We start from the raw sequence: 18,848 nt of genomic DNA, 5'->3' as shown, positions 1-18,848 counted from the left end.
ATTCATGCCGTTTTTATCAACTTTGATTGGAAATATGACTTTCTTAAAATTAAAAAAATTATTCAGTTAAAATCGTTTCAACTGACACAGGTTGAAATGGCGAATAATCGCGCCAAAATGGAGCGTAAGGATTGCCATAATAACCCCATGGATCAGTGCTCATCGCAGAAGGAAAAATCATTCTCTGAGATTCATGCCAGCGTTTCACTCCCGTGACATTCACTGCAACATAATTATACGAACTATTACCTACTTTTCCTTTTTCAAGACCGGTAATCAAACCTACAACAGTCACATAATGATCTTTAAAATCACTGGGTTCTAAAAAAGTATTCACATAGGCATAAACTCGCCCCAGAGAAGGTGTATCCAAACGTGGGGCGGCATTACCTGCCAGTGGCATGGTAGATATTTCCAATCGAGTCTGGTCTTTTTCATTTAAGACATTAAGTACTTTCCCACCAAAACGCCCTTCATGCCCAATGTATAATTCAGGTGCATTTTTGACAGAAAGCAGATTTTCCACCGGCGTTTTGGTTGTACCTTTAATAACGTCAGGAACAGATACACAGCCCGAGAGTACTAAAGTTCCCAACAATACCGCCGCTTGCAGTATGCCTCGATAGTATGTTGTATTGAGCATAAATTCTCCAACCCAGAAAAACCTTGTTAAGCCAACTATAAACCCAGTTAACCGCCCTCTCGCTCTCTATACTCATGGACACCGCTTTCTGCCACAAGTTGCATGAATTTTATTTCACCAGACAGAATTTCTTAACGGCCCGGCAATTTTTTCCATGTAACTTCATTACGTAGATAAACAGGCTCAGCATGTTCAACCGCTGTCGATTCTCCCGCTTTCCACATCTGAACCGCCAGTGGCAGCATATCTTCTGCATGAGGTAAAGTGATATCACTTGCTATCAGTGTTAAGTGACTGTGCAATAATTGAGGGTAAGCTTCCCACCCTGTCCCCGCAATCATCCACTCCCCTGACAAAGCGTTCATGACCTCCTGCACCTGTTCAGGTTTCAAAACTGCTTCTGTTTCATCACCTTGCCATTCACCTTGCGAATTACGGGTATATTGCCCCCAGTAGACTTCACCCATCCGGGCATCAATGGCAACCAGAACGTTTGTTGCCCCTTTTAAACGAAAAGCCCCTTGAGCCATCGTTTTCAGAGAAGAAACACCAATCAGCGGTAATTCAGCACCCAATGCCAGACCTTGTGCGATACCAACACCAATCCGTACACCGGTAAAACTCCCCGGCCCACGCCCAAACGCTAATACATCCAATTGTTGCAGACTCACATCACCTTTCGATAATACGTCTTGAACCATCGGTAAAATACGTTGAGTGTGTTCTCGTGGGGAAATTTCAAACTGTGCCTCAACAGCACCTTCATTCCAAAGTGCAACAGAACAGGCTTCAGTTGCAGTATCAATAGCTAAAATCCGCGTGGACATGCCTTAACTCCGGCAAGAATAGAATTCAAAACAAGGGGCTATACTACCATAGCCCCAACACCATCGCTCCGACAATTTTACTCCGAACAATTTTACACCAGACAATTTTACCCTGACTGTCATGGACGTGATTTCAGAAACGCTATCGCTTTTGATAAATCACGGGTACGGGGAGCAGGAGGCAGACTATTCAGAAAAACTTCACCGTATGGACGCATCACTAACCGATTATCACAAATGACCACAACACCATAATCGTCAATATCACGAATCAGCCGTCCAACACCCTGTTTCAAATCAATCACCGCATCGGGAAGTTGAACTTCATTAAAGGCATCTCCCCCCTTAAGTTGACAATCCTCGATACGCGCCTTAAGCAATGGATCATCCGGCGCAGTAAACGGCAATTTATCAATAATAACGCAGGATAACGCATCTCCACGGACATCTACCCCTTCCCAAAAACTGCCTGTCGCCACCAGCAAGGCATTACCCGCAGAGATAAATTGTGTCAGCAATTGTGTCTTGCTCGTCTCACCCTGCACCAATACTGGCAATGTCATGCTGGCACGAAACTCTTCTGCCAAACTGCGCATCATTTGATGAGAAGTACAGAGGAAAAAACAACGTCCTTTATTACTTTCAATCAATGGCTTCAACATACGAGCCAACCATTTTGCGCCGCCATTCTGATTCGGTGATGGTAAATGACGTGGAACACACAATAACATTTGACGTTGATAATCAAATGGACTGGGCAAGAGCAATGTTTGTGCTTGTTTCAGTCCCAAACGTTCGGTGAAATGGCTTAGTTGTTCATTGACCGACAATGTTGCCGAGGTAAAAATCCAACAACCCGATTGTTCCTGAAGCATCTCGCTGAATTTGTCAGAGACAGATAACGGTGTCAGTGCCAGCAAAAAGTGCCGTCCATAACTTTCGAACCAATAGCTGTAATTGGGTATGCTGACATTAATCAGACGCTTAAGACGATTGCGGTAAACCGTTGCTCGCTCAAAAGCCGCATCCAGCATGGCTGAACGCCCCAAAGAAAGCTTCATCACGTCATAACAAAGTTCAAGAGCATCATCCAACCGTACTAACGCCCGCTGAACTTGTTGCTGCCGCAAGGCTTCGCGGAGATTGCCCCGATAGCTGTTTTCACCCAATGACAAACGAAAATCTTGTGCGCTTTGGCTAAGGCGATCTGCACTTTTTTGTAATTGTGCCTGATCGCGCACTTCAATACGGTAAGCCATGATGATATCACGCGATAAATCCATCAATTGGCGGCTACTTAACTGCTGACCAAAGTATTGGCTGGCAATATCGGGAATTTGGTGAGCCTCATCAAAAATCACGACATCAGCCTGCGGGATTAATTCACCGAATCCGGTATCTTTAACCACCATATCAGCCATAAAAAGATGATGGTTAACTATCACGATATCTGCTTCCATCGCTTTTCTGCGGGCTTTCAGAACAAAACATTCCTTATAGCGAGAGCAATCACTACCAAGACAATTGTCATTGGTACTTGTGACCAGCGGCCAGACAGTGCTGTCTTCCGCCACTTGATGACAACTGCTGGTATCGCCATCTTCTGTATGGGCTGACCAATGCCTCAATTTAATGACTTCCGCCAATATTTCAGCTTCCATCTGGGAATTGCCGATCGACTGTTGTTCGAGGCGTTCAAGGCATAAATAATTTGAACGCCCTTTTAATAGCGCCAGATCGCCTGTAAAACCTAAAGCACCAACGATGGTAGGAAGATCTCGATTGTATAGCTGATCCTGCAACGCTTTGGAACCAGTAGAAATGATGACTTTTTTACCGGAACGTAAAGCCGGCACCAGATAAGCAAATGTTTTACCGGTTCCTGTTCCTGCTTCCACGACCAATTGCTGCTGTTTTTTGATCGCAACAGTAATAGCCGAAGACATTTCCCGCTGAGCATCACGTGGCTTAAAACCCGGTATGGCTTTGGCAAGTATGCCATTTTTCGCAAAATCGTCTGACACGAACTGTCTCTTTCAATAAATTGTGGCAGAATTATGCCAATACTGAGTTGTAATAACCACCCAATTCAGCAAAAAACTGTATAAATTAACAGGAGATTTAATGACTATTACACGCATCGATCCAGATACTCGTTGGTCAGAAGCGGTCGTTCACAATGACACTATCTATTATACCAGCGTGCCAGAAAAGCTGGATGGCGATATTACAGAGCAAACCGCCGATACTCTGGCTACCATTGATACTCTGTTACATCGTCTTGGCTCAGACAAGAGCAAGATTTTAGATGCTACGATTTTTTTGGCGGACAAGGCTGATTTTGCAGGTATGAATGCTGCTTGGGATGCATGGGTTGTTGCGGGGAACGCTCCCGTTCGTTGCACTGTCCAAGCCGCCTTGATGAATCCTAAATATAAAGTAGAAATTAAAATTATCGCCGCTTTATAAGCTTACTCATCAAAAAAACATGGCATTGAACGACTTATTGCCCGTTCAATGCCATTTTGGAAATGAATGTATAAAATGAAGTTTAAGGTATGGAACGTAAAAATTAAGCCATCTTAATCATAATCATACCGATCAATAGCAGTACAATACCGCCCCATCCCTTAAAATTCAGTCGTTGATTAAACATGATCCAACCTGCTGCTACTGTAGCAATAATGCCAAACGCTCCCCATAAAGCATAAGCAATGGAAAGTTCAATCCCTTTTACTGCCTGAGCCAACGAACTGAATGCGCCCAAAACAGCAATCAGGGATAAAATACCGATCCAGAAGCGCTGAAAACCATTGGATAATTTCAATAAAATATTTGCCGCAATTTCCAAAACAACAGCCAGAACCAAGAATGCACCGTGCCACCATTCAAATTGGGTTAGCATATCATGCCTCCTTGACTTGCTTGTTTAAAACATTATTTGATGAAGTTGATGTATTGTTTGAAGCATGGTCCTGGGCTTTTTTTGACCCTATCTTGATCAAAGCAATTCCTGCTATCAATAATGTCAATCCACCAATTTTCATCAATGACAGTGATTCGTTGAACCACAGTACACTAAAAGCAGTAATAAACAGGATCCCGATACCTTCCCATAATGCATAAGCCACACCTAATGCCACTTTTTTTACAGCAATTGCCAGCAAAATATAAGAAGTAGTGATCATGGTGTACATCACAATCATGCCTGTAAAATCACCCGAAACGCTGGCTTGTTTCATTGACAGAGTGCCAATCACTTCTGCCACAATTGCCAGTGCAAGAAATATCCAATAAATCATTTTTTTCTCCTGAACATATTGATAAGCATGCCAAGATATCAAGCTATAAATGCCAACAAGATCGGCTGTAAATGCAACTACGCAATGTCAAAATCAACCTGACGTTTTAGCGAAATATTTTGGCAAAAGGGAAATGCCGGTGAAAAACCGGTTAACAGGAGAAGGCCCTAAAGGGCGCCGCACCAATAGTGCTCACTGGATAAAATAGTTGATAGGAAAAAAACGTGGGTACAACGTTGAACTTTTTTACTATGTTGAATGTTGACGCTTTTGGCGCTATTCATGATATTTTATTCTTTCATCACACGATGTTCACTGTGTGATATACTACGAACCCTCATATTGATAGTGTTAATGGGGATATTTCTACCATAGTTCAAAATAAAAAGCAACCTCTTGTATTTGCTTGTTATTTTTATTCATCACATTCTCCGCTATTCCAAAATAATCAAGCATGTGCCATCAAATACCGAGTTTAATTAACAGAACTAATATTTTTCTTTAGGGAATTCAGCCTATCTTACATCCAAGTAAATCAAACAACTTACTCCACTTTTAATAATAAAAGTGGAGTAACGCAAAATTCCATTATTCAGATATCAAATTTGGCATCTCGCTTGATAACATCGGATAAGATATTGACGCAATAGCATTGAGATCAAAATAACCAAAGGAAATACAACGTAATAACGGATCGGTATAAGTTTTTATGTGATATTTAAAATTAAATATTTTTGACAATTCATATCTTGACGAAAAAAAGAATAATGTCCACTTATACTAATTTTATTTTTTATAACAATAATCAGTTTTTGATGATTTTCATCATTTAATTCAAAAAGTAAACTTTCCTATATCAAATTTTATTATATTATTTTATGACGTAAATTCAAGTTGCCAAACATAGATTCATCACAGATGAATAATTTATTTTTGAATAGAGAGTTACTTTGAAATAATAAGTTAATAATGGTCAATAACATCATGTTTTTAATAAATAACAGCCGGTCTTAATGTCCGGCTGTTATTTTAATAAGTGGATTTAGTACAAATCAAATAACACACAAATTACTCAAACTCATTCCATGAACGCCCATCACGGGTAATCATGGCAATAGAAGCAACTGGCCCCCAAGTACCAGCTTGATAAGGCTTTGGTGGTTCGTTATCCGCAGCCCATGCTTCCATAATGGAATCCACCCATTTCCATGCTTCTTCCACTTCATCACGGCGAACAAACAGTGCCTGAATACCGCGCATCGCCTCCAACAGCAACCTTTCATAAGCATCAGCCAAGTGCGTCTGATTGAATGTTTCAGAGAAACTCAGATCCAGTTTGGTCGTTTGCAAACGATGTTTATGCTCCAGCCCCGGCGCTTTATTCAGCACTTCAATATCAATACCTTCATCTGGCTGCAAGCGGATCGTCAATTTATTCTGAGGTAATTTCTGGTAGGATTCGGCAAACAGATTCAGAGAAGGTTCTTTGAAATAAACAACAACTTCAGAACACTTAGCTGGCAAACGTTTCCCTGTTCTCAAGTAGAAAGGCACACCAGACCAACGCCAGTCATCAATATCAACACGAATCGATACAAACGTTTCTGTTTTGCTGGCTTTATTTGCTCCTTCTTCTTCCAGATAACCAGGAACTTTCTTGCCATGCACAAAACCCGCCGTATATTGTCCGCGAACGGTTTTTTCCCGCACATTGGTGTGATCAATTCGACGCAATGATCGCAGCACTTTTACTTTCTCATCACGAATACGATCAGCTGTTAGGTCAGCCGGTGGCGACATGGCAATCATGGTCAGGATTTGCAGAAGATGGTTTTGGATCATATCCCGCATCTGCCCTGCCTGGTCGAAATAGCCCCAACGGCCTTCAATACCAACTTCTTCAGCAACGGTGATTTGCACATGATCAATCGTGTGATGATCCCAGTTATTGACAAAAAGTGAGTTGGCAAAGCGCAATGCCAACAAATTCAGCACGGTTTCTTTACCCAAATAATGGTCAATGCGGTAGATTTGGCTTTCATTGAAATATTTTGCAACTTCATCATTAATCGCTCGGGAAGAAGCAAGATCCGTTCCCAATGGCTTTTCCATCACGACACGGTTCGGTTCCGCATTTAGTTTCGCTGCTCCCAGTCCATGACATACTGAACCAAACGTACTTGGTGGCATCGCAAAATAATGAATCGCAGGCAAGTTATCCTTATTAAGTATTTTTGCCAACTCGATGAAATGTTCTGTTTCATTTACATCCAAATTACAAAATTCCAGACGTGAACTGAGCTTCTTCCACAATTCTGGATCCAATTTCTCGGACATAAATGTAGCCAACGCTTCTTCAACGACTTTGATATAGGCTTTTTTATCCCAATCTGCGCGACCGACGCCGATAATTCGGGTATCAGGATGGATATAACCCGCTTTTTCTAACTGATAAAGGGAAGGCATTAATTTCCGGCGTGCTAAGTCTCCTTTCGCCCCAAAAATTACCAAATTACAAGCCTGAGCTGTAGACATCACCGCCATGTTGCATCTCCTCAATTACGGGATATTGTAATTTTTTTACAGAATCTGTGGGTAATGTACTCCTTTGGTTATATGCAGTAAACACTGATTATTCATGTCTTCTTTCGTATTTCACATTGCTGCTGTATTGGTTACAATGTGAACTTTTTGAATACAGGCTATTAAATAATCTTATACCCGTTTTCTATACGCTGTTTTCACATTCATATTAGTGCTATATTCACTAATAATATGGTCAGAATTTATACCGAACAGTAACTATCAACTGAAAATTTACAACGATTAAGAAGTAATCTTACCAAGTTGAAAGTTAGATACCTGTCATATTTTCATGAAAAATCTCAAGTTATCCGATTGTTCCCACTGCCAGCTTTCCATAACAAGTAGTATATTTTCATGAAAATGACATAGATTTCTCCTGTTAATGAAATCGCTAAAACCGAGGTTGAACTGCGTTTTATGAACACACTGGAACGGCTCCAAAATAGTCTTGATGTTTTGAGTAAGTCAGAAAAAAAGGTTGCGCAGGTCATTCTTGCTTCACCACAAACTGCCATCCATTCAAGTATTGCCATCCTGGCTAAAATGGCGAATGTGAGTGAACCAACGGTTAATCGTTTTTGTCGACGCCTCGATACCAAAGGTTTTCCCGATTTTAAATTACATCTGGCACAGAGCCTTGCCAATGGTACACCTTATGTGAACCGCAATGTAGAGGAAAGTGACAGCGTCACCTCTTATACAAACAAAATTTTCGAATCAGTTATGGCGAATCTGGAAACGGTCAAAAATAATCTGGATATTGCAGCAGTTAACCGTGCCGTCGACCTTCTGACACAAGCCAGAAAGCTCTCTTTTTTCGGTTTGGGAGCCTCAGCGGCTGTGGCCCATGATGCCATGAACAAATTTTTTCGCTTTAATATTCCGGTTACCTATTTTGATGATATTGTGATGCAACGCATGAGCTGCATTAACAGTACCGAAGGCGATGTTGTCGTATTGATATCCCATACAGGAAGAACAAAAAGCCTCGTAGAAATTGCCAAATTGGCCCGCGAAAATGATGCAACCGTAATCGCCATTACCTCAACAGGTTCCCCATTAGCGCAGGAAGCTACCCTTTCCATTTTGCTGGATGTTCCTGAAGATACGGATATTTATATGCCGATGGTTTCAAGAATTGCTCAATTAACCATCATTGATGTACTGGCAACCGGTTTCACACTGCGCCGAGGCTCAAAATTCAGGGATAACTTGAAGAGGGTCAAAGAAGCGTTGCGTAATTCACGGTTTGATAAGCATGAATCATAAACCAGAAAATAGACTGTGTTTTTGTTCACTATTTATCAACTCTCCAGACTGATAGCATATGTAGACTTTTCCCTATCTGCATATTTGCAGCATGGGGTTAATACTCAACGAATAAAATGGTTATTCTAAAGTAATTAAAAATTCATATACCCAATGGATTTCGGGTTATAGCATAACGGCAAGAAAACGTATCCCTGAAAACATAGATAACTATGTGACCAGAGTGAGTGAACTCAGTCAATAAAGCTGCAACTTGAAAAACGCAAGGTATATATACTTCACAGGTCAACGGAGTAATACATGTCCAGACGGCTCAGAAGAACAAAAATCGTCACTACACTCGGCCCAGCTACAGATCGTGACAATAATCTAGAAAAAGTTATCAGCGCGGGAGCCAACGTCGTCCGCCTTAATTTCTCTCATGGCACTGCGGAAGATCATGTCCAACGTGCGAATAAAGTGCGCGAAATTGCCGCCCGTTTAGGCTGCCACGTTGCTATCCTTGGTGATCTTCAAGGGCCAAAAATACGCGTATCCACGTTTAAGGAAGGAAAAATTTTCCTGAATATTGGGGATAAATTCCTGCTGGATGCCAATTTGGGTAAGGGAGAAGGAAATAAAGAAAAAGTCGGTATTGACTACAAAGGTCTACCGTCTGATGTAACGGCCGGTGATATCCTGCTATTGGATGATGGGCGCGTTCAATTGAAAGTCCTGAAAGTTCAGGGCATGCAAGTCTTCACAGAAGTAACCGTTGGAGGTCCACTTTCCAATAATAAAGGCATCAATAAACTGGGTGGTGGATTATCAGCCGAAGCACTGACCGAAAAAGATAAAGAAGATATCATTACAGCCGCCAAAATTGGTGTTGATTATCTTGCTGTTTCTTTCCCTCGTTCAGGTGAAGATTTGAATTACGCCCGTCGTCTTGCACGAGATGCAGGCTGTGAAACCCAAATCGTCGCAAAAGTTGAGCGAGCGGAAGCCGTCAGCAGTGACGAAATTATTGACGAAATCATTCTGGCGTCTGATGTTGTCATGGTTGCCCGTGGTGATCTTGGTGTTGAAATCGGCGACCCTGAACTGGTTGGTGTACAGAAAAAACTGATTCGTCGTGCCCGCCAATTGAATCGTGTCGTGATTACTGCCACACAAATGATGGAGTCAATGATCACCAACCCAATGCCGACACGTGCTGAAGTCATGGATGTTGCTAATGCGGTACTGGATGGTACGGATGCGGTTATGCTTTCTGCCGAAACTGCGGCGGGTCAATACCCAGCGGAAACCGTTGCCGCTATGGCAAAAGTCTGTATCGGGGCGGAAAAAATGCCGGGCATCAATGTTTCCAAACATCGCTTGGATATTACATTTGATAGCATTGAAGAAGCGATTTCAATGTCTACCATGTATGCAGCCAATCACTTAAAAGGCGTCAAAGCAATTATTGCCATGACCGAATCTGGTCGCACGGCTCGCATGATGTCTCGTATTAGTTCTGGCTTGCCCATCTTTTCTATGTCACGCCATGAATCGACCTTAAACCGTACCGCACTTTATCGTGGTGTAACACCCGTCTATTGTAGCTTACACACTGATGGGATCGCTGCGGTAAGCGAAGCTATTAACCGTCTGCGTGATAAAGGCGACCTCACCACCGGAGATTTAGTGCTGGTGACTCAGGGCGATCAGATGAGAACAGTTGGCAGTACCAATACCTGCCGCATACTTGAAGTTGAATAATAATCAGTTGAATAATAAATAGTTGAATTATTCATAAAAACAGATGATAAGGGGCAGTACACTGCCGCTTATCATAATTAATCGGAAGGCTGGAAATTTATTCAAGAATCAAAGTTCTTTCCTTTTATAAGGCTCAATATCTCCTTCTTTCCGCGTCTTGAGCAATTTTAAGATCCAAGTATATTGTTCAGGATTAGGCTTAACTAATTCTTCTAATTCCTCATTCATGCGACGAGCAATATAAGCATCATCCTGTCCTGCAATATCGTCCATTGGTGGACGGATATAAATATCCAACTGATGGGTTTCGTAATTATAAACCGGAAATAACGGAATAACGGCTGCACGGCAAACTTTCATCAAACGCCCAAGTGCTGGCAGTGTTGCTTTATAAGTGGCAAAAAAATCAACAAATTCACTATGTTCTTCACCATGATCCTGATCGGGCAAATAATACCCCCAAAAACCTTCACGTACCGATGCAATAAAGGGCTTAATTCCTGCATCACGAGAATGCAAACGTCCACCAAAATGCTGACGCGCTTTATTCCACAAATAATCAGCTACAGGATTGCTCTGATGATTAAACATACCTGATATTTTGTAACCACGAGCTGACAAAAGCATGGCAGGAATATCAATTGACCATCCGTGAGGAACCATTAGGATGACATTTTTCCCTTGTGCTTGTAATTTATGAAAAATTTCCTCACCGTGCCACTGAGTACGCTTCAACGTTTCTTCAGCGCCTTTTAGGCAAAGCTCAGCCAGCATAACAAATGACTGAGGCGCACTAGCAAACATTCTATCAATCAAGTCTTCGCGCTGTTGTTCCGTTAACTCAGGAAAACAGTAAATTAGATTGATTTTCGCCCTGCGACGAGCGCTTTTCGCTTTTTTACCCGCCCAAACACCTATCTTGGCTAACAATGGATCACGCCATTTGGCTGGAATATAAGCCAATCCGGCCAATATTCCTACACCAGCCCAAAGCCCCCAATAACGAGGATGCAAATAAGATCGATGAAACCGAGGGACATATCCCAATTTACTATCTGTATCTTTTTCTCTATTCATGAGCTAACTCTGATGATTCCAACACTCGATTTCAAGGCACAAGTTTACAACAAAAAATAATATAAAAGCGGATGATAGCAATCATCCGCTTTTATGTCTGTCAATAATCTGAAGCAGGAGCAGGAGCACTTAATCCGGTAACAACTTAATCTAGCAACAGTTGAGGTTCAATCTCCTTAACCATCGCTACATATTCTGTACGCTCTTTGCCACTTAGCCCGCCAGAACGCGGTAATTTTGCGGTGAGCGGGTTAACCGGTCGCTGATTATCCCAGAATTCAAAGTGCAAATGTGGGCCTGTTGAACGTCCTGTACTCCCTGATAGCGCAATGCGTTCACCCCGTTTCACTTTCTGACCCGGTTTTACCAATAATTTCCGCAAGTGCATGTATCGAGTGGTATATTGACGACCATGTCGAATGGCGATGAAATTACCCGCTGCACCATCAAATTTGGATACAATGACTTCACCATCACCAACCGCCAGAACAGGCGTTCCTACAGGCATAGCGAAATCAACCCCTCTGTGTGCAGTAACTCTGCCGGTGACCGGATTTAACCGATGTGGATTGAAAGAAGAAGACACTCTGAATTGTTTAGTTGTAGGAAAACGCAAGAAACCACGTTCCAGACCGGAAGCATTGCTATCATAAAAACGGCCATCATTGGCACGGAAAGCATAGTAATCATTGCCTCCGCTCTGTAAACGAACACCTAACAACTGGCTCTGTTCACTTTCTCCATCAAGCATTTCACGGGACATCAGCACAGAAAAACGATCGCCTTTACGTAATTTACGGAAATCTATCTGCCATTGCAGCGCTTTTGTCACTTCTCTGGCTTCACTGCTGGTTAATCCAGCGGTCAGGGCACTACCATTAAAACTACCATCGACTGTGCCTGTAATAACTTTATTTTTCCATTCCCCTTTCTGGAATTCTTGTATTTCTCGGAAATCATTTCCTTCGCGGGTATAAGTACGAATTTCACGACGCGAAATATCCCACGTCAATGTTTTTAAATTACCGTTATCGTCAGTAGTCCACGATAATGATTGACCAATACCTAAATTACGCAACGCGCTATATTGATTTGCCAGCAAAGCAATATCGGAGGAGTTAATGCCAAACTGATTTAAAATCGAACTCAGGCTATCCCCATTGGAAACGACATACTTATGCGGAACATTTGCTGCTGCATCAGAACTGCCATCTTCATCGCCAATGCCTTCATTGGGAAGTTGTTCATTATCATCCCCTGCTACATCATCTGTCGCATCTGGATATGCTACTTCTGGAACACTATCGGAAGTATTGAGAATAATGTTGCCTGTCCGTTCTGCTCGTTCATGGTAAATAACCGGCCGCCATATCGCTATAGCTAAAGTGACCAGCGTTAAGGACCCAAGCATGATCTTATGTGGTTTCGGCAGGTTGTTGTATACCAGAACGATAGTTTTAGCTATCTGCTGCACTAATAAAATTCCTTATTGTACTAATTCAGGCAACTCGCATATTGTTGTGACAGCTGAGTTATAAATTTCATGTAGCTATCTTTGTCCAATGCAATGCCACTCCCTAAAGGGTCAAGTATCCCGATGCGTACATCTGTGCCTTTTGCTACGGCATGAATAACGGCTGGCCTGAATTGAGGTTCAGCAAAAATACATCTCGCTTTCTGCCCAACCAATTGTGTTCGTATATAGTGTAATCTCTGGGCACCGGGTTGTATTTCAGGATTAACAGTGAAAACACCCAATGGGGCCAGTTGGTAGTGTTTTTCAAAATAACTATATGCATCATGAAAAACAAAATAACCCTGTTTTCTTATGGGTTTTAAAATATTAACAATATTCTTATCAGTTTGTGCAAGCTGTCCATTGAATTTACGTAGGTTTACTTCTAATCGCTGTTTTTGTTGAGGATATTGTTCAATAAGCTGATTATATATTGCCTGAGCGACTTTCTTCGCAATCTCTGGAGAAAGCCAAATATGCATATTATATTCGCCGTGATGATGATGTTCATGATCTGTATCATGTTTATGATTATGTAATTCACCGCCTAAATAATTAGCATCTTCATTATTCTTCAGCAACAGTGGTTTGATGGTTGATAATTCAGCCAGTGCCAGTTGTTTTTTCCGTTCAATTTTAGCTATCGGTTTCGCCAAAAAAGTTTCCATATCTGGACCAATCCAGACAACCAAATCAGCCTGATTAATTTTTTGTACATCCAGAGGCCGTAACGCATAATCATGTGGAGAAGCGCCATTGGGCAAAAGTACCTGAGTATTTGTTACACCATCAGCAATGGCGGCAGCAATAAAACCCAATGGACGAATAGATGTAACGACATCTGCCTGCGCAGCGCCATTCATCCCTGCTACCAATGCAGTAGCTAGCGCGATTTTACGAAAAAATTTATGCGCGTATTTCTGTGGCTTGTGTAACATAATATGAATATTCCATGCAAAAAAAACAATTGTGTTATATTATAACATCTCAATGATTCTGCAAGATTCTTTTAACACGTTAACTATGATAACCCTAAAAAATATTACGGTTGAATTTGGTCACCGCAAGGTATTAAACAATATTTCATTTAATCTCAAGCAAGGTAAAATTCTGACCCTGATCGGCCCGAACGGAGCGGGGAAATCGACTCTGGTTCGTGTCGTTCTTGGTTTAATCCAAGCTACTTCGGGCACTATCGAAAAAAGCCCTGTGCTGAGAATTGGTTATGTTCCGCAGAAACTTAACCTTGATCCCACTCTGCCCATGACTGTTAAACGTTTCATGATGCTAAGACCCAACGTGAAATCAGCAGATATCATGCCAGTATTAAATCGGGTCAACGCTACCCACTTGCTGGAACAACCCATGCAAAAACTGTCAGGTGGAGAAACACAACGAGTGTTACTCGCCAGAGCCTTACTTAATCAACCTCAACTTTTGGTTCTTGATGAACCAACACAAGGTGTTGATGTCAATGGTCAACTGGCGCTTTACGATTTAATCAATCAAATCAGGACAGAACTTAATTGCGCTGTACTTATGGTATCCCATGATCTGCACTTAGTAATGGCGAAAACAGACGAAGTTTTATGCCTTAACCAACACATTTGCTGTTCTGGAACACCAGAAGTGGTGTCAATGCACCCAGAATTTATTGCAATGTTTGGACGTCATGGTGCAGAGCAACTGGCAGTTTACCGCCATCACCATAATCATCATCATGATCTTAAAGGGAAAATTATTTTGAAAAACGTTGGAGAATCACGTCGATGATTGAATTATTGCTTTCTGGCTGGCTAGCCGGTATTTTTTTAGCCATTGCCGCAGGACCTCTTGGTTCTTTTGTCGTTTGGCGCAGAATGTCCTATTTTGGCGATACGCTTGCACACGCATCACTACTTGGTGTCGCATTCGGTTTCTTACTGAATGTCAATCCATTTTATGCGGTTATTGCCGTTACACTCATTCTGGCGATTATTTTAGTTTGGCTGGAAAAACGCCCGCAATTGGCGGTTGATACATTATTGGGCATTCTGGCTCACAGTGCTCTATCGCTAGGTCTAGTCGTCGTTAGTTTTATGACCAATGTCAGAGTCGATATGATGGCTTACTTATTTGGCGATTTACTGTCTGTGACTTATGAAGATCTCTGGTTGATTGCGGTCGGTGTCGCAATTGTTGCTGGATTACTGATATGGCAATGGCGCGCTTTGCTATCAATGACAGTTAGCCAAGATCTGGCTTTTGTCGATGGCATTAAAATCCAACGCCTGCGTGTTCTCCTGATGTTAGTGACAGCGTTGACCATTGGGTTGGCGATGAAATTCGTCGGAGCATTAATTATCACTTCCCTGCTGATTATCCCTGCCGCTACTGCTCGCCGTTTCTCCCGCACACCGGAACAAATGGCATTTTTTGCAATTATTCTCGGTATGCTTTCTGTTACAGGAGGATTAACGTTATCGGCGTTTTATAACACTCCGGCAGGACCTTCTGTTGTGCTTTGTTCAGCAATATTATTTGCATTGAGTTTAACGTGTAAAGCAAGAAGCTGATATTTATCCTCATCACTTTTCATTTTACTGCTTTCATTTTACTGCTTTTTAACAGCTCAGATACGACTAACAAGGGTTACAATTTAATTAGTTGTAACCCTTTTATAATTTGGGAAGTAATTGGCTTACACATTTATCAAATTACACTTTCATAGATTATGATCCACTTTCCTTGCTTAATCCAAAATGTTGATAAGCATGATTGGTTGCAATTCTCCCCCGTGGTGTTCGCTGGATAAATCCTTGTTGAATCAGGAAAGGCTCCAGTACATCTTCGATAGTTTCTCGTTCTTCGCCAATCGCCGCTGCCAAGTTATCCAATCCAACAGGGCCACCCATAAATTTATCAATAATGGCCACCAGCAACTTACGATCCATATAATCAAACCCGGCTGAATCCACATTCAGCATATCAAGGGCCTGGGATGCAATAGTGTTATCCACCGAGCCATTGCCTTTCACCTGAGCAAAATCACGCACACGACGTAATAATCGATTAGTAATACGGGGAGTACCACGGGAACGCATCGCGATTTGCCTTGCACCATCATCTGAAATACTTAATCCCATATAGTGCGCGCTGCGGGAAACGATACTCTGCAAATCATCAACATTGTAAAATTCAAGGCGTTGTACGATACCGAATCGATCACGTAATGGCGAAGTTAAAGAACCCGCGCGAGTGGTTGCTCCAACCAAAGTGAATGGCGGGAGATCAATCTTGATTGATCGGGCAGCAGGCCCTTCGCCAATCATGATATCCAGTTGATAATCTTCCATTGCGGGATAAAGAATTTCTTCCACAACTGGTGATAAACGGTGAATTTCATCAATGAACAGCACATCATGCGGTTCCAGATTGGTAAGCATAGCCGCGAGATCCCCCGCTTTTTCCAATACTGGCCCCGATGTTGTTCGGAGATTAACCCCCATTTCATTTGCAACAATATTTGCCAGCGTGGTTTTACCCAATCCGGGAGGTCCAAAAATCAACAGGTGATCCAATGCATCACCACGTTGACGAGCTGCTTGAATAAAAATTTCCATCTGCTCACAAACATGAGGTTGACCAACATATTCAGACAGAAATTTCGGCCGAATAGCACGATCAACAGCTTCATCATCTTGCAGAACTTCGGCTGAAACCAGACGGTCAGCTTCAATCATCACTCAACTCCTGTGATTACAGAGCCGCACGAAGCGCTTCTCGAATAAGGGTTTCACAATCTGCGCCCGGTTTAGAGACTTTGCTCACCATCCGGCTGGCTTCCTGCGGTTTATATCCCAGAGAAACCAGTGCCGCTGATGCTTCAGCTTCAATATCGGCAGAGGAATTCGCTTGTTTGGTAGCAACAGGCAAATTAATATCACTACTTTGATTAAACAGATCGCCATTAAGCCCCTTAAAGCGATCTTTCATCTCAACAACGAGTCTTTCAGCCGTTTTTTTACCGACACCCGGTAATTTGACCAATGAAGCAATGGCTTCCTGTTCTATTGCTGTAACAAATTGCTGGGCAGACATACCGGAAAGGATCGCCAGAGCTAGTTTTGGTCCAACACCATTTACTTTAATCAGTTCACGAAAAAGTGCCCGCTCTTGTTTATCATTAAACCCATATAATAGCTGAGCATCTTCACGTACAATAAATTGCGTAAATAAAATGGCTTCCTGACCAATTTCAGGCAGTTCATAAAAACAGGTCATTGGCATATGAACTTCATAACCGACACCATTAGTTTCCAATAAAACCAACGGCGGCTGTTTTTCCAACACGGTTCCTCTCAAACGCCCTATCACTGTTTACCCCCTGAAAATAAAAATAAATCGCTCCGCTAGCTTATAGCACAAAAAAAACTGGACGTATATCCAGCATAACTATTTCAGGCGACCTCGAGTTAAATTTAACCGCACATCACCTACCCGGAGTAAATTTTGATTGAAATGACAATGCGTGATAGCAATAGCCAGAGCATCGGCGGCGTCAGCCTGCGGATTAGCAGATAATTTCAACATCGAACGTACCATGTGCTGTATCTGGCTTTTTTCCGCCGCCCCCGTACCGACCACAGTTTGTTTAACCTGACGGGCTGCATATTCAAATACAGGAATAGACTGGTTAGATGCAGCGACAATCGCCACACCACGCGCCTGCCCCAATTTCAAGGCGGAATCTGCATTCTTTGCCATGAAAACTTGCTCTATTGCAAAAGCATCGGGCTGAAATTGAGTGATGATTTCAGTCACTCCGGCATAGATCCTTTGCAAACGACTGGGTAAGTCATCTACTTTTGTTCGAATACAACCGCTACCGAGATAGATAAGTTGTCGTCCCTGCTGGCGGATAACGCCATACCCCGTGACTCTGGAGCCGGGGTCAATACCAAGAATAATCGCCATATCAAGCTATTCACCATATAGAGCTATTCACAAGATCGAATCATTCGCCTCTGCCCAAGTCAGTTCGCTTGTGATATGGGATAAAAACGTTAGAGAAAGTGCCCTGATATTAAGGAACACTTTCTCTACGCTGTAAATCCTAATGCTAATTACAGCAGTGCTGCAACCTCATCAGAGATTTCACCATTATGATAAACTTCTTGAACATCGTCAGAATCTTCAAGCATATCGATCAGACGAAGTAATTTAGGCGCAGTTTCTGCATCCAGTTCCGCTTTGGTGGAAGGGATCATAGAAACTTCTGCGGAATCTGCCTTGAAGCCCGCTGCGTCCAGTGCATCTTTAACATCACCAAATGTCTCTGGTGTAGTGTAGACGTCAATCGCCCCATCGTCATAAGTTTCAACATCGTCAGCACCTGCTTCCAACGCTGCTTCCATCACCGCATCTTCATCCAAACCCGGCGCGTAGGAAATAACCCCTTTCTTGGTAAATAGATAAGAAACAGAGCCATCAGTACCCAAGTTTCCACCCGTTTTGGTAAACGCGTGACGAACATCAGAAACAGTACGGTTACGGTTATCACTCAGGCACTCAACCATAACCGCTGTACCACCCGGGCCGTAACCTTCATAAATGATGGTTTCCATATTATCGGAATCGTCGTTGCCAACACCGCGGGCAATTGCACGATTCAAAGTGTCGCGAGTCATGTTGTTGGACAGCGCTTTATCGATGGCAGCTCGCAAACGTGGGTTAGAATCTGAATCGCCACCGCCCAATCGTGCAGCTGTTACCAATTCACGGATAATTTTAGTAAAAATCTTACCGCGTTTTGCATCCTGTGCAGCCTTGCGGTGTTTCGTATTGGCCCATTTACTATGACCTGCCATGAAAATATCTCCGATAAAACGTCTTGTAGACTAATA

General features: G+C 42.4%; 18 protein-coding genes. 5 read left to right on the top strand and 13 right to left on the bottom strand.

Going from position 1 to position 18,848, the window contains the following annotated elements; translation table 11 throughout:
• Window positions 1–58: 58 nt before the first annotated feature.
• The 3 genes from PSI14_RS04845 to yoaA form a co-directional block, all read right to left on the bottom strand.
• Window positions 59–643, bottom strand: a complete 585-nt coding sequence (locus PSI14_RS04845) for a Slp family lipoprotein (RefSeq protein ID WP_273574705.1) — start codon at window positions 641–643, stop codon at window positions 59–61.
• 131 nt (window positions 644–774) lie between these two features.
• A complete protein-coding gene (gene tsaB / locus PSI14_RS04840) occupies window positions 775–1,470 on the bottom strand; it encodes a tRNA (adenosine(37)-N6)-threonylcarbamoyltransferase complex dimerization subunit type 1 TsaB (protein ID WP_273574704.1) in 696 nt (231 codons plus the stop codon).
• A 119-nt stretch (window positions 1,471–1,589) separates the two neighbouring features.
• Window positions 1,590–3,494, bottom strand: a complete 1,905-nt coding sequence (gene yoaA / locus PSI14_RS04835) for a DNA repair helicase YoaA (protein ID WP_273574703.1) — start codon at window positions 3,492–3,494, stop codon at window positions 1,590–1,592.
• A gap of 100 nt (window positions 3,495–3,594) precedes the next feature.
• Here yoaA and PSI14_RS04830 point away from each other — a divergent pair, with 100 nt between their 5' ends.
• On the top strand, window positions 3,595–3,939 hold the full coding sequence (locus PSI14_RS04830) for a RidA family protein (RefSeq protein WP_273574702.1): 345 nt from the start codon (window positions 3,595–3,597) through the stop codon (window positions 3,937–3,939).
• Between the two features lie 103 nt (window positions 3,940–4,042).
• Here PSI14_RS04830 and mdtI read toward each other — a convergent pair whose 3' ends face one another.
• From mdtI to zwf, 3 genes are all read right to left on the bottom strand, one after another.
• A complete protein-coding gene (gene mdtI, locus PSI14_RS04825; RefSeq protein WP_273554238.1) occupies window positions 4,043–4,375 on the bottom strand; it encodes a multidrug/spermidine efflux SMR transporter subunit MdtI in 333 nt (110 codons plus the stop codon).
• Between the two features lies 1 nt (window position 4,376).
• Window positions 4,377–4,772, bottom strand: a complete 396-nt coding sequence (gene mdtJ, locus PSI14_RS04820) for a multidrug/spermidine efflux SMR transporter subunit MdtJ (protein WP_273574701.1) — start codon at window positions 4,770–4,772, stop codon at window positions 4,377–4,379.
• A gap of 1,068 nt (window positions 4,773–5,840) precedes the next feature.
• Window positions 5,841–7,316 (bottom strand): glucose-6-phosphate dehydrogenase, encoded by a 1,476-nt coding sequence (gene zwf / locus PSI14_RS04815; RefSeq protein WP_273574700.1) that lies wholly within the window; start codon window positions 7,314–7,316, stop codon window positions 5,841–5,843.
• A gap of 459 nt (window positions 7,317–7,775) precedes the next feature.
• Here zwf and PSI14_RS04810 point away from each other — a divergent pair, with 459 nt between their 5' ends.
• Together PSI14_RS04810 and pyk are read left to right on the top strand one after the other, a co-directional pair.
• Window positions 7,776–8,627: a MurR/RpiR family transcriptional regulator gene (locus tag PSI14_RS04810; RefSeq protein WP_273574698.1), complete on the top strand. Its 852-nt coding sequence runs from the start codon at window positions 7,776–7,778 to the stop codon at window positions 8,625–8,627.
• Window positions 8,628–8,927: 300 nt separating this feature from the next.
• Window positions 8,928–10,370 carry a pyruvate kinase gene (pyk, locus tag PSI14_RS04805; RefSeq protein ID WP_273574697.1) on the top strand — a complete coding sequence of 481 codons (1,443 nt, stop codon included), beginning with the start codon at window positions 8,928–8,930 and terminating at the stop codon, window positions 10,368–10,370.
• Window positions 10,371–10,478: 108 nt separating this feature from the next.
• Here the strand turns inward: pyk and lpxM are convergent, their stop codons facing one another.
• The 3 genes from lpxM to znuA form a co-directional block, all read right to left on the bottom strand.
• Window positions 10,479–11,447: a lauroyl-Kdo(2)-lipid IV(A) myristoyltransferase gene (gene lpxM, locus PSI14_RS04800; protein WP_273574696.1), complete on the bottom strand. Its 969-nt coding sequence runs from the start codon at window positions 11,445–11,447 to the stop codon at window positions 10,479–10,481.
• A 145-nt stretch (window positions 11,448–11,592) separates the two neighbouring features.
• A complete protein-coding gene (mepM, locus tag PSI14_RS04795) occupies window positions 11,593–12,921 on the bottom strand; it encodes a murein DD-endopeptidase MepM (protein ID WP_273574694.1) in 1,329 nt (442 codons plus the stop codon).
• Window positions 12,922–12,941: 20 nt separating this feature from the next.
• Window positions 12,942–13,901, bottom strand: coding sequence for a zinc ABC transporter substrate-binding protein ZnuA (znuA, locus tag PSI14_RS04790; protein ID WP_273574692.1), 960 nt, complete (start codon window positions 13,899–13,901; stop codon window positions 12,942–12,944).
• A 52-nt stretch (window positions 13,902–13,953) separates the two neighbouring features.
• Here znuA and znuC point away from each other — a divergent pair, with 52 nt between their 5' ends.
• Complete coding sequence (gene znuC / locus PSI14_RS04785; protein WP_273574691.1) at window positions 13,954–14,736, top strand: zinc ABC transporter ATP-binding protein ZnuC; 783 nt, start codon at window positions 13,954–13,956, stop codon at window positions 14,734–14,736.
• On the top strand, window positions 14,733–15,518 hold the full coding sequence (gene znuB, locus PSI14_RS04780) for a zinc ABC transporter permease subunit ZnuB (protein ID WP_273574690.1): 786 nt from the start codon (window positions 14,733–14,735) through the stop codon (window positions 15,516–15,518). The genes znuC and znuB overlap by 4 nt, the downstream gene beginning before the upstream one ends.
• Before the next feature lie 156 nt (window positions 15,519–15,674).
• On the opposite strand, the gene ruvB is transcribed toward znuB, so the two are convergent.
• The 4 genes from ruvB to PSI14_RS04760 form a co-directional block, all read right to left on the bottom strand.
• On the bottom strand, window positions 15,675–16,685 hold the full coding sequence (gene ruvB / locus PSI14_RS04775; protein WP_273554228.1) for a Holliday junction branch migration DNA helicase RuvB: 1,011 nt from the start codon (window positions 16,683–16,685) through the stop codon (window positions 15,675–15,677).
• A gap of 16 nt (window positions 16,686–16,701) precedes the next feature.
• Window positions 16,702–17,319 carry a Holliday junction branch migration protein RuvA gene (gene ruvA / locus PSI14_RS04770; RefSeq protein ID WP_273574689.1) on the bottom strand — a complete coding sequence of 206 codons (618 nt, stop codon included), beginning with the start codon at window positions 17,317–17,319 and terminating at the stop codon, window positions 16,702–16,704.
• Window positions 17,320–17,397: 78 nt separating this feature from the next.
• Window positions 17,398–17,919, bottom strand: coding sequence for a crossover junction endodeoxyribonuclease RuvC (ruvC, locus tag PSI14_RS04765; RefSeq protein ID WP_273574688.1), 522 nt, complete (start codon window positions 17,917–17,919; stop codon window positions 17,398–17,400).
• 149 nt (window positions 17,920–18,068) lie between these two features.
• Window positions 18,069–18,812 (bottom strand): YebC/PmpR family DNA-binding transcriptional regulator, encoded by a 744-nt coding sequence (locus PSI14_RS04760; protein WP_092519365.1) that lies wholly within the window; start codon window positions 18,810–18,812, stop codon window positions 18,069–18,071.
• Between the last annotated feature and the right edge of the window lie 36 nt (window positions 18,813–18,848).

Origin of the sequence: Xenorhabdus anantnagensis (assembly GCF_028598555.1) — a bacterium.
Lineage (GTDB): Bacteria > Pseudomonadota > Gammaproteobacteria > Enterobacterales > Enterobacteriaceae > Xenorhabdus > Xenorhabdus anantnagensis.
Note: the sequence above shows the minus strand (reverse complement) of the source record. Positions and strands in the feature narration are given on the sequence as shown.

Coding starts and splice junctions, on each gene's coding strand:
- PSI14_RS04810 (WP_273574698.1), top strand. CDS start 7,776: ATGAACACACTGGAACGGCTCCAAAATAGTCTTGATGTTTTGAGTAAG.
- pyk (WP_273574697.1), top strand. CDS start 8,928: ATGTCCAGACGGCTCAGAAGAACAAAAATCGTCACTACACTCGGCCCA.
- znuA (WP_273574692.1), bottom strand. CDS start 13,901: ATGTTACACAAGCCACAGAAATACGCGCATAAATTTTTTCGTAAAATC.
- ruvB (WP_273554228.1), bottom strand. CDS start 16,685: ATGATTGAAGCTGACCGTCTGGTTTCAGCCGAAGTTCTGCAAGATGAT.
- znuB (WP_273574690.1), top strand. CDS start 14,733: ATGATTGAATTATTGCTTTCTGGCTGGCTAGCCGGTATTTTTTTAGCC.
- ruvC (WP_273574688.1), bottom strand. CDS start 17,919: ATGGCGATTATTCTTGGTATTGACCCCGGCTCCAGAGTCACGGGGTAT.
- mdtJ (WP_273574701.1), bottom strand. CDS start 4,772: ATGATTTATTGGATATTTCTTGCACTGGCAATTGTGGCAGAAGTGATT.
- znuC (WP_273574691.1), top strand. CDS start 13,954: ATGATTCTGCAAGATTCTTTTAACACGTTAACTATGATAACCCTAAAA.
- PSI14_RS04830 (WP_273574702.1), top strand. CDS start 3,595: ATGACTATTACACGCATCGATCCAGATACTCGTTGGTCAGAAGCGGTC.
- tsaB (WP_273574704.1), bottom strand. CDS start 1,470: ATGTCCACGCGGATTTTAGCTATTGATACTGCAACTGAAGCCTGTTCT.
- PSI14_RS04760 (WP_092519365.1), bottom strand. CDS start 18,812: ATGGCAGGTCATAGTAAATGGGCCAATACGAAACACCGCAAGGCTGCA.
- zwf (WP_273574700.1), bottom strand. CDS start 7,316: ATGGCGGTGATGTCTACAGCTCAGGCTTGTAATTTGGTAATTTTTGGG.
- lpxM (WP_273574696.1), bottom strand. CDS start 11,447: ATGAATAGAGAAAAAGATACAGATAGTAAATTGGGATATGTCCCTCGG.
- PSI14_RS04845 (WP_273574705.1), bottom strand. CDS start 643: ATGCTCAATACAACATACTATCGAGGCATACTGCAAGCGGCGGTATTG.
- mdtI (WP_273554238.1), bottom strand. CDS start 4,375: ATGCTAACCCAATTTGAATGGTGGCACGGTGCATTCTTGGTTCTGGCT.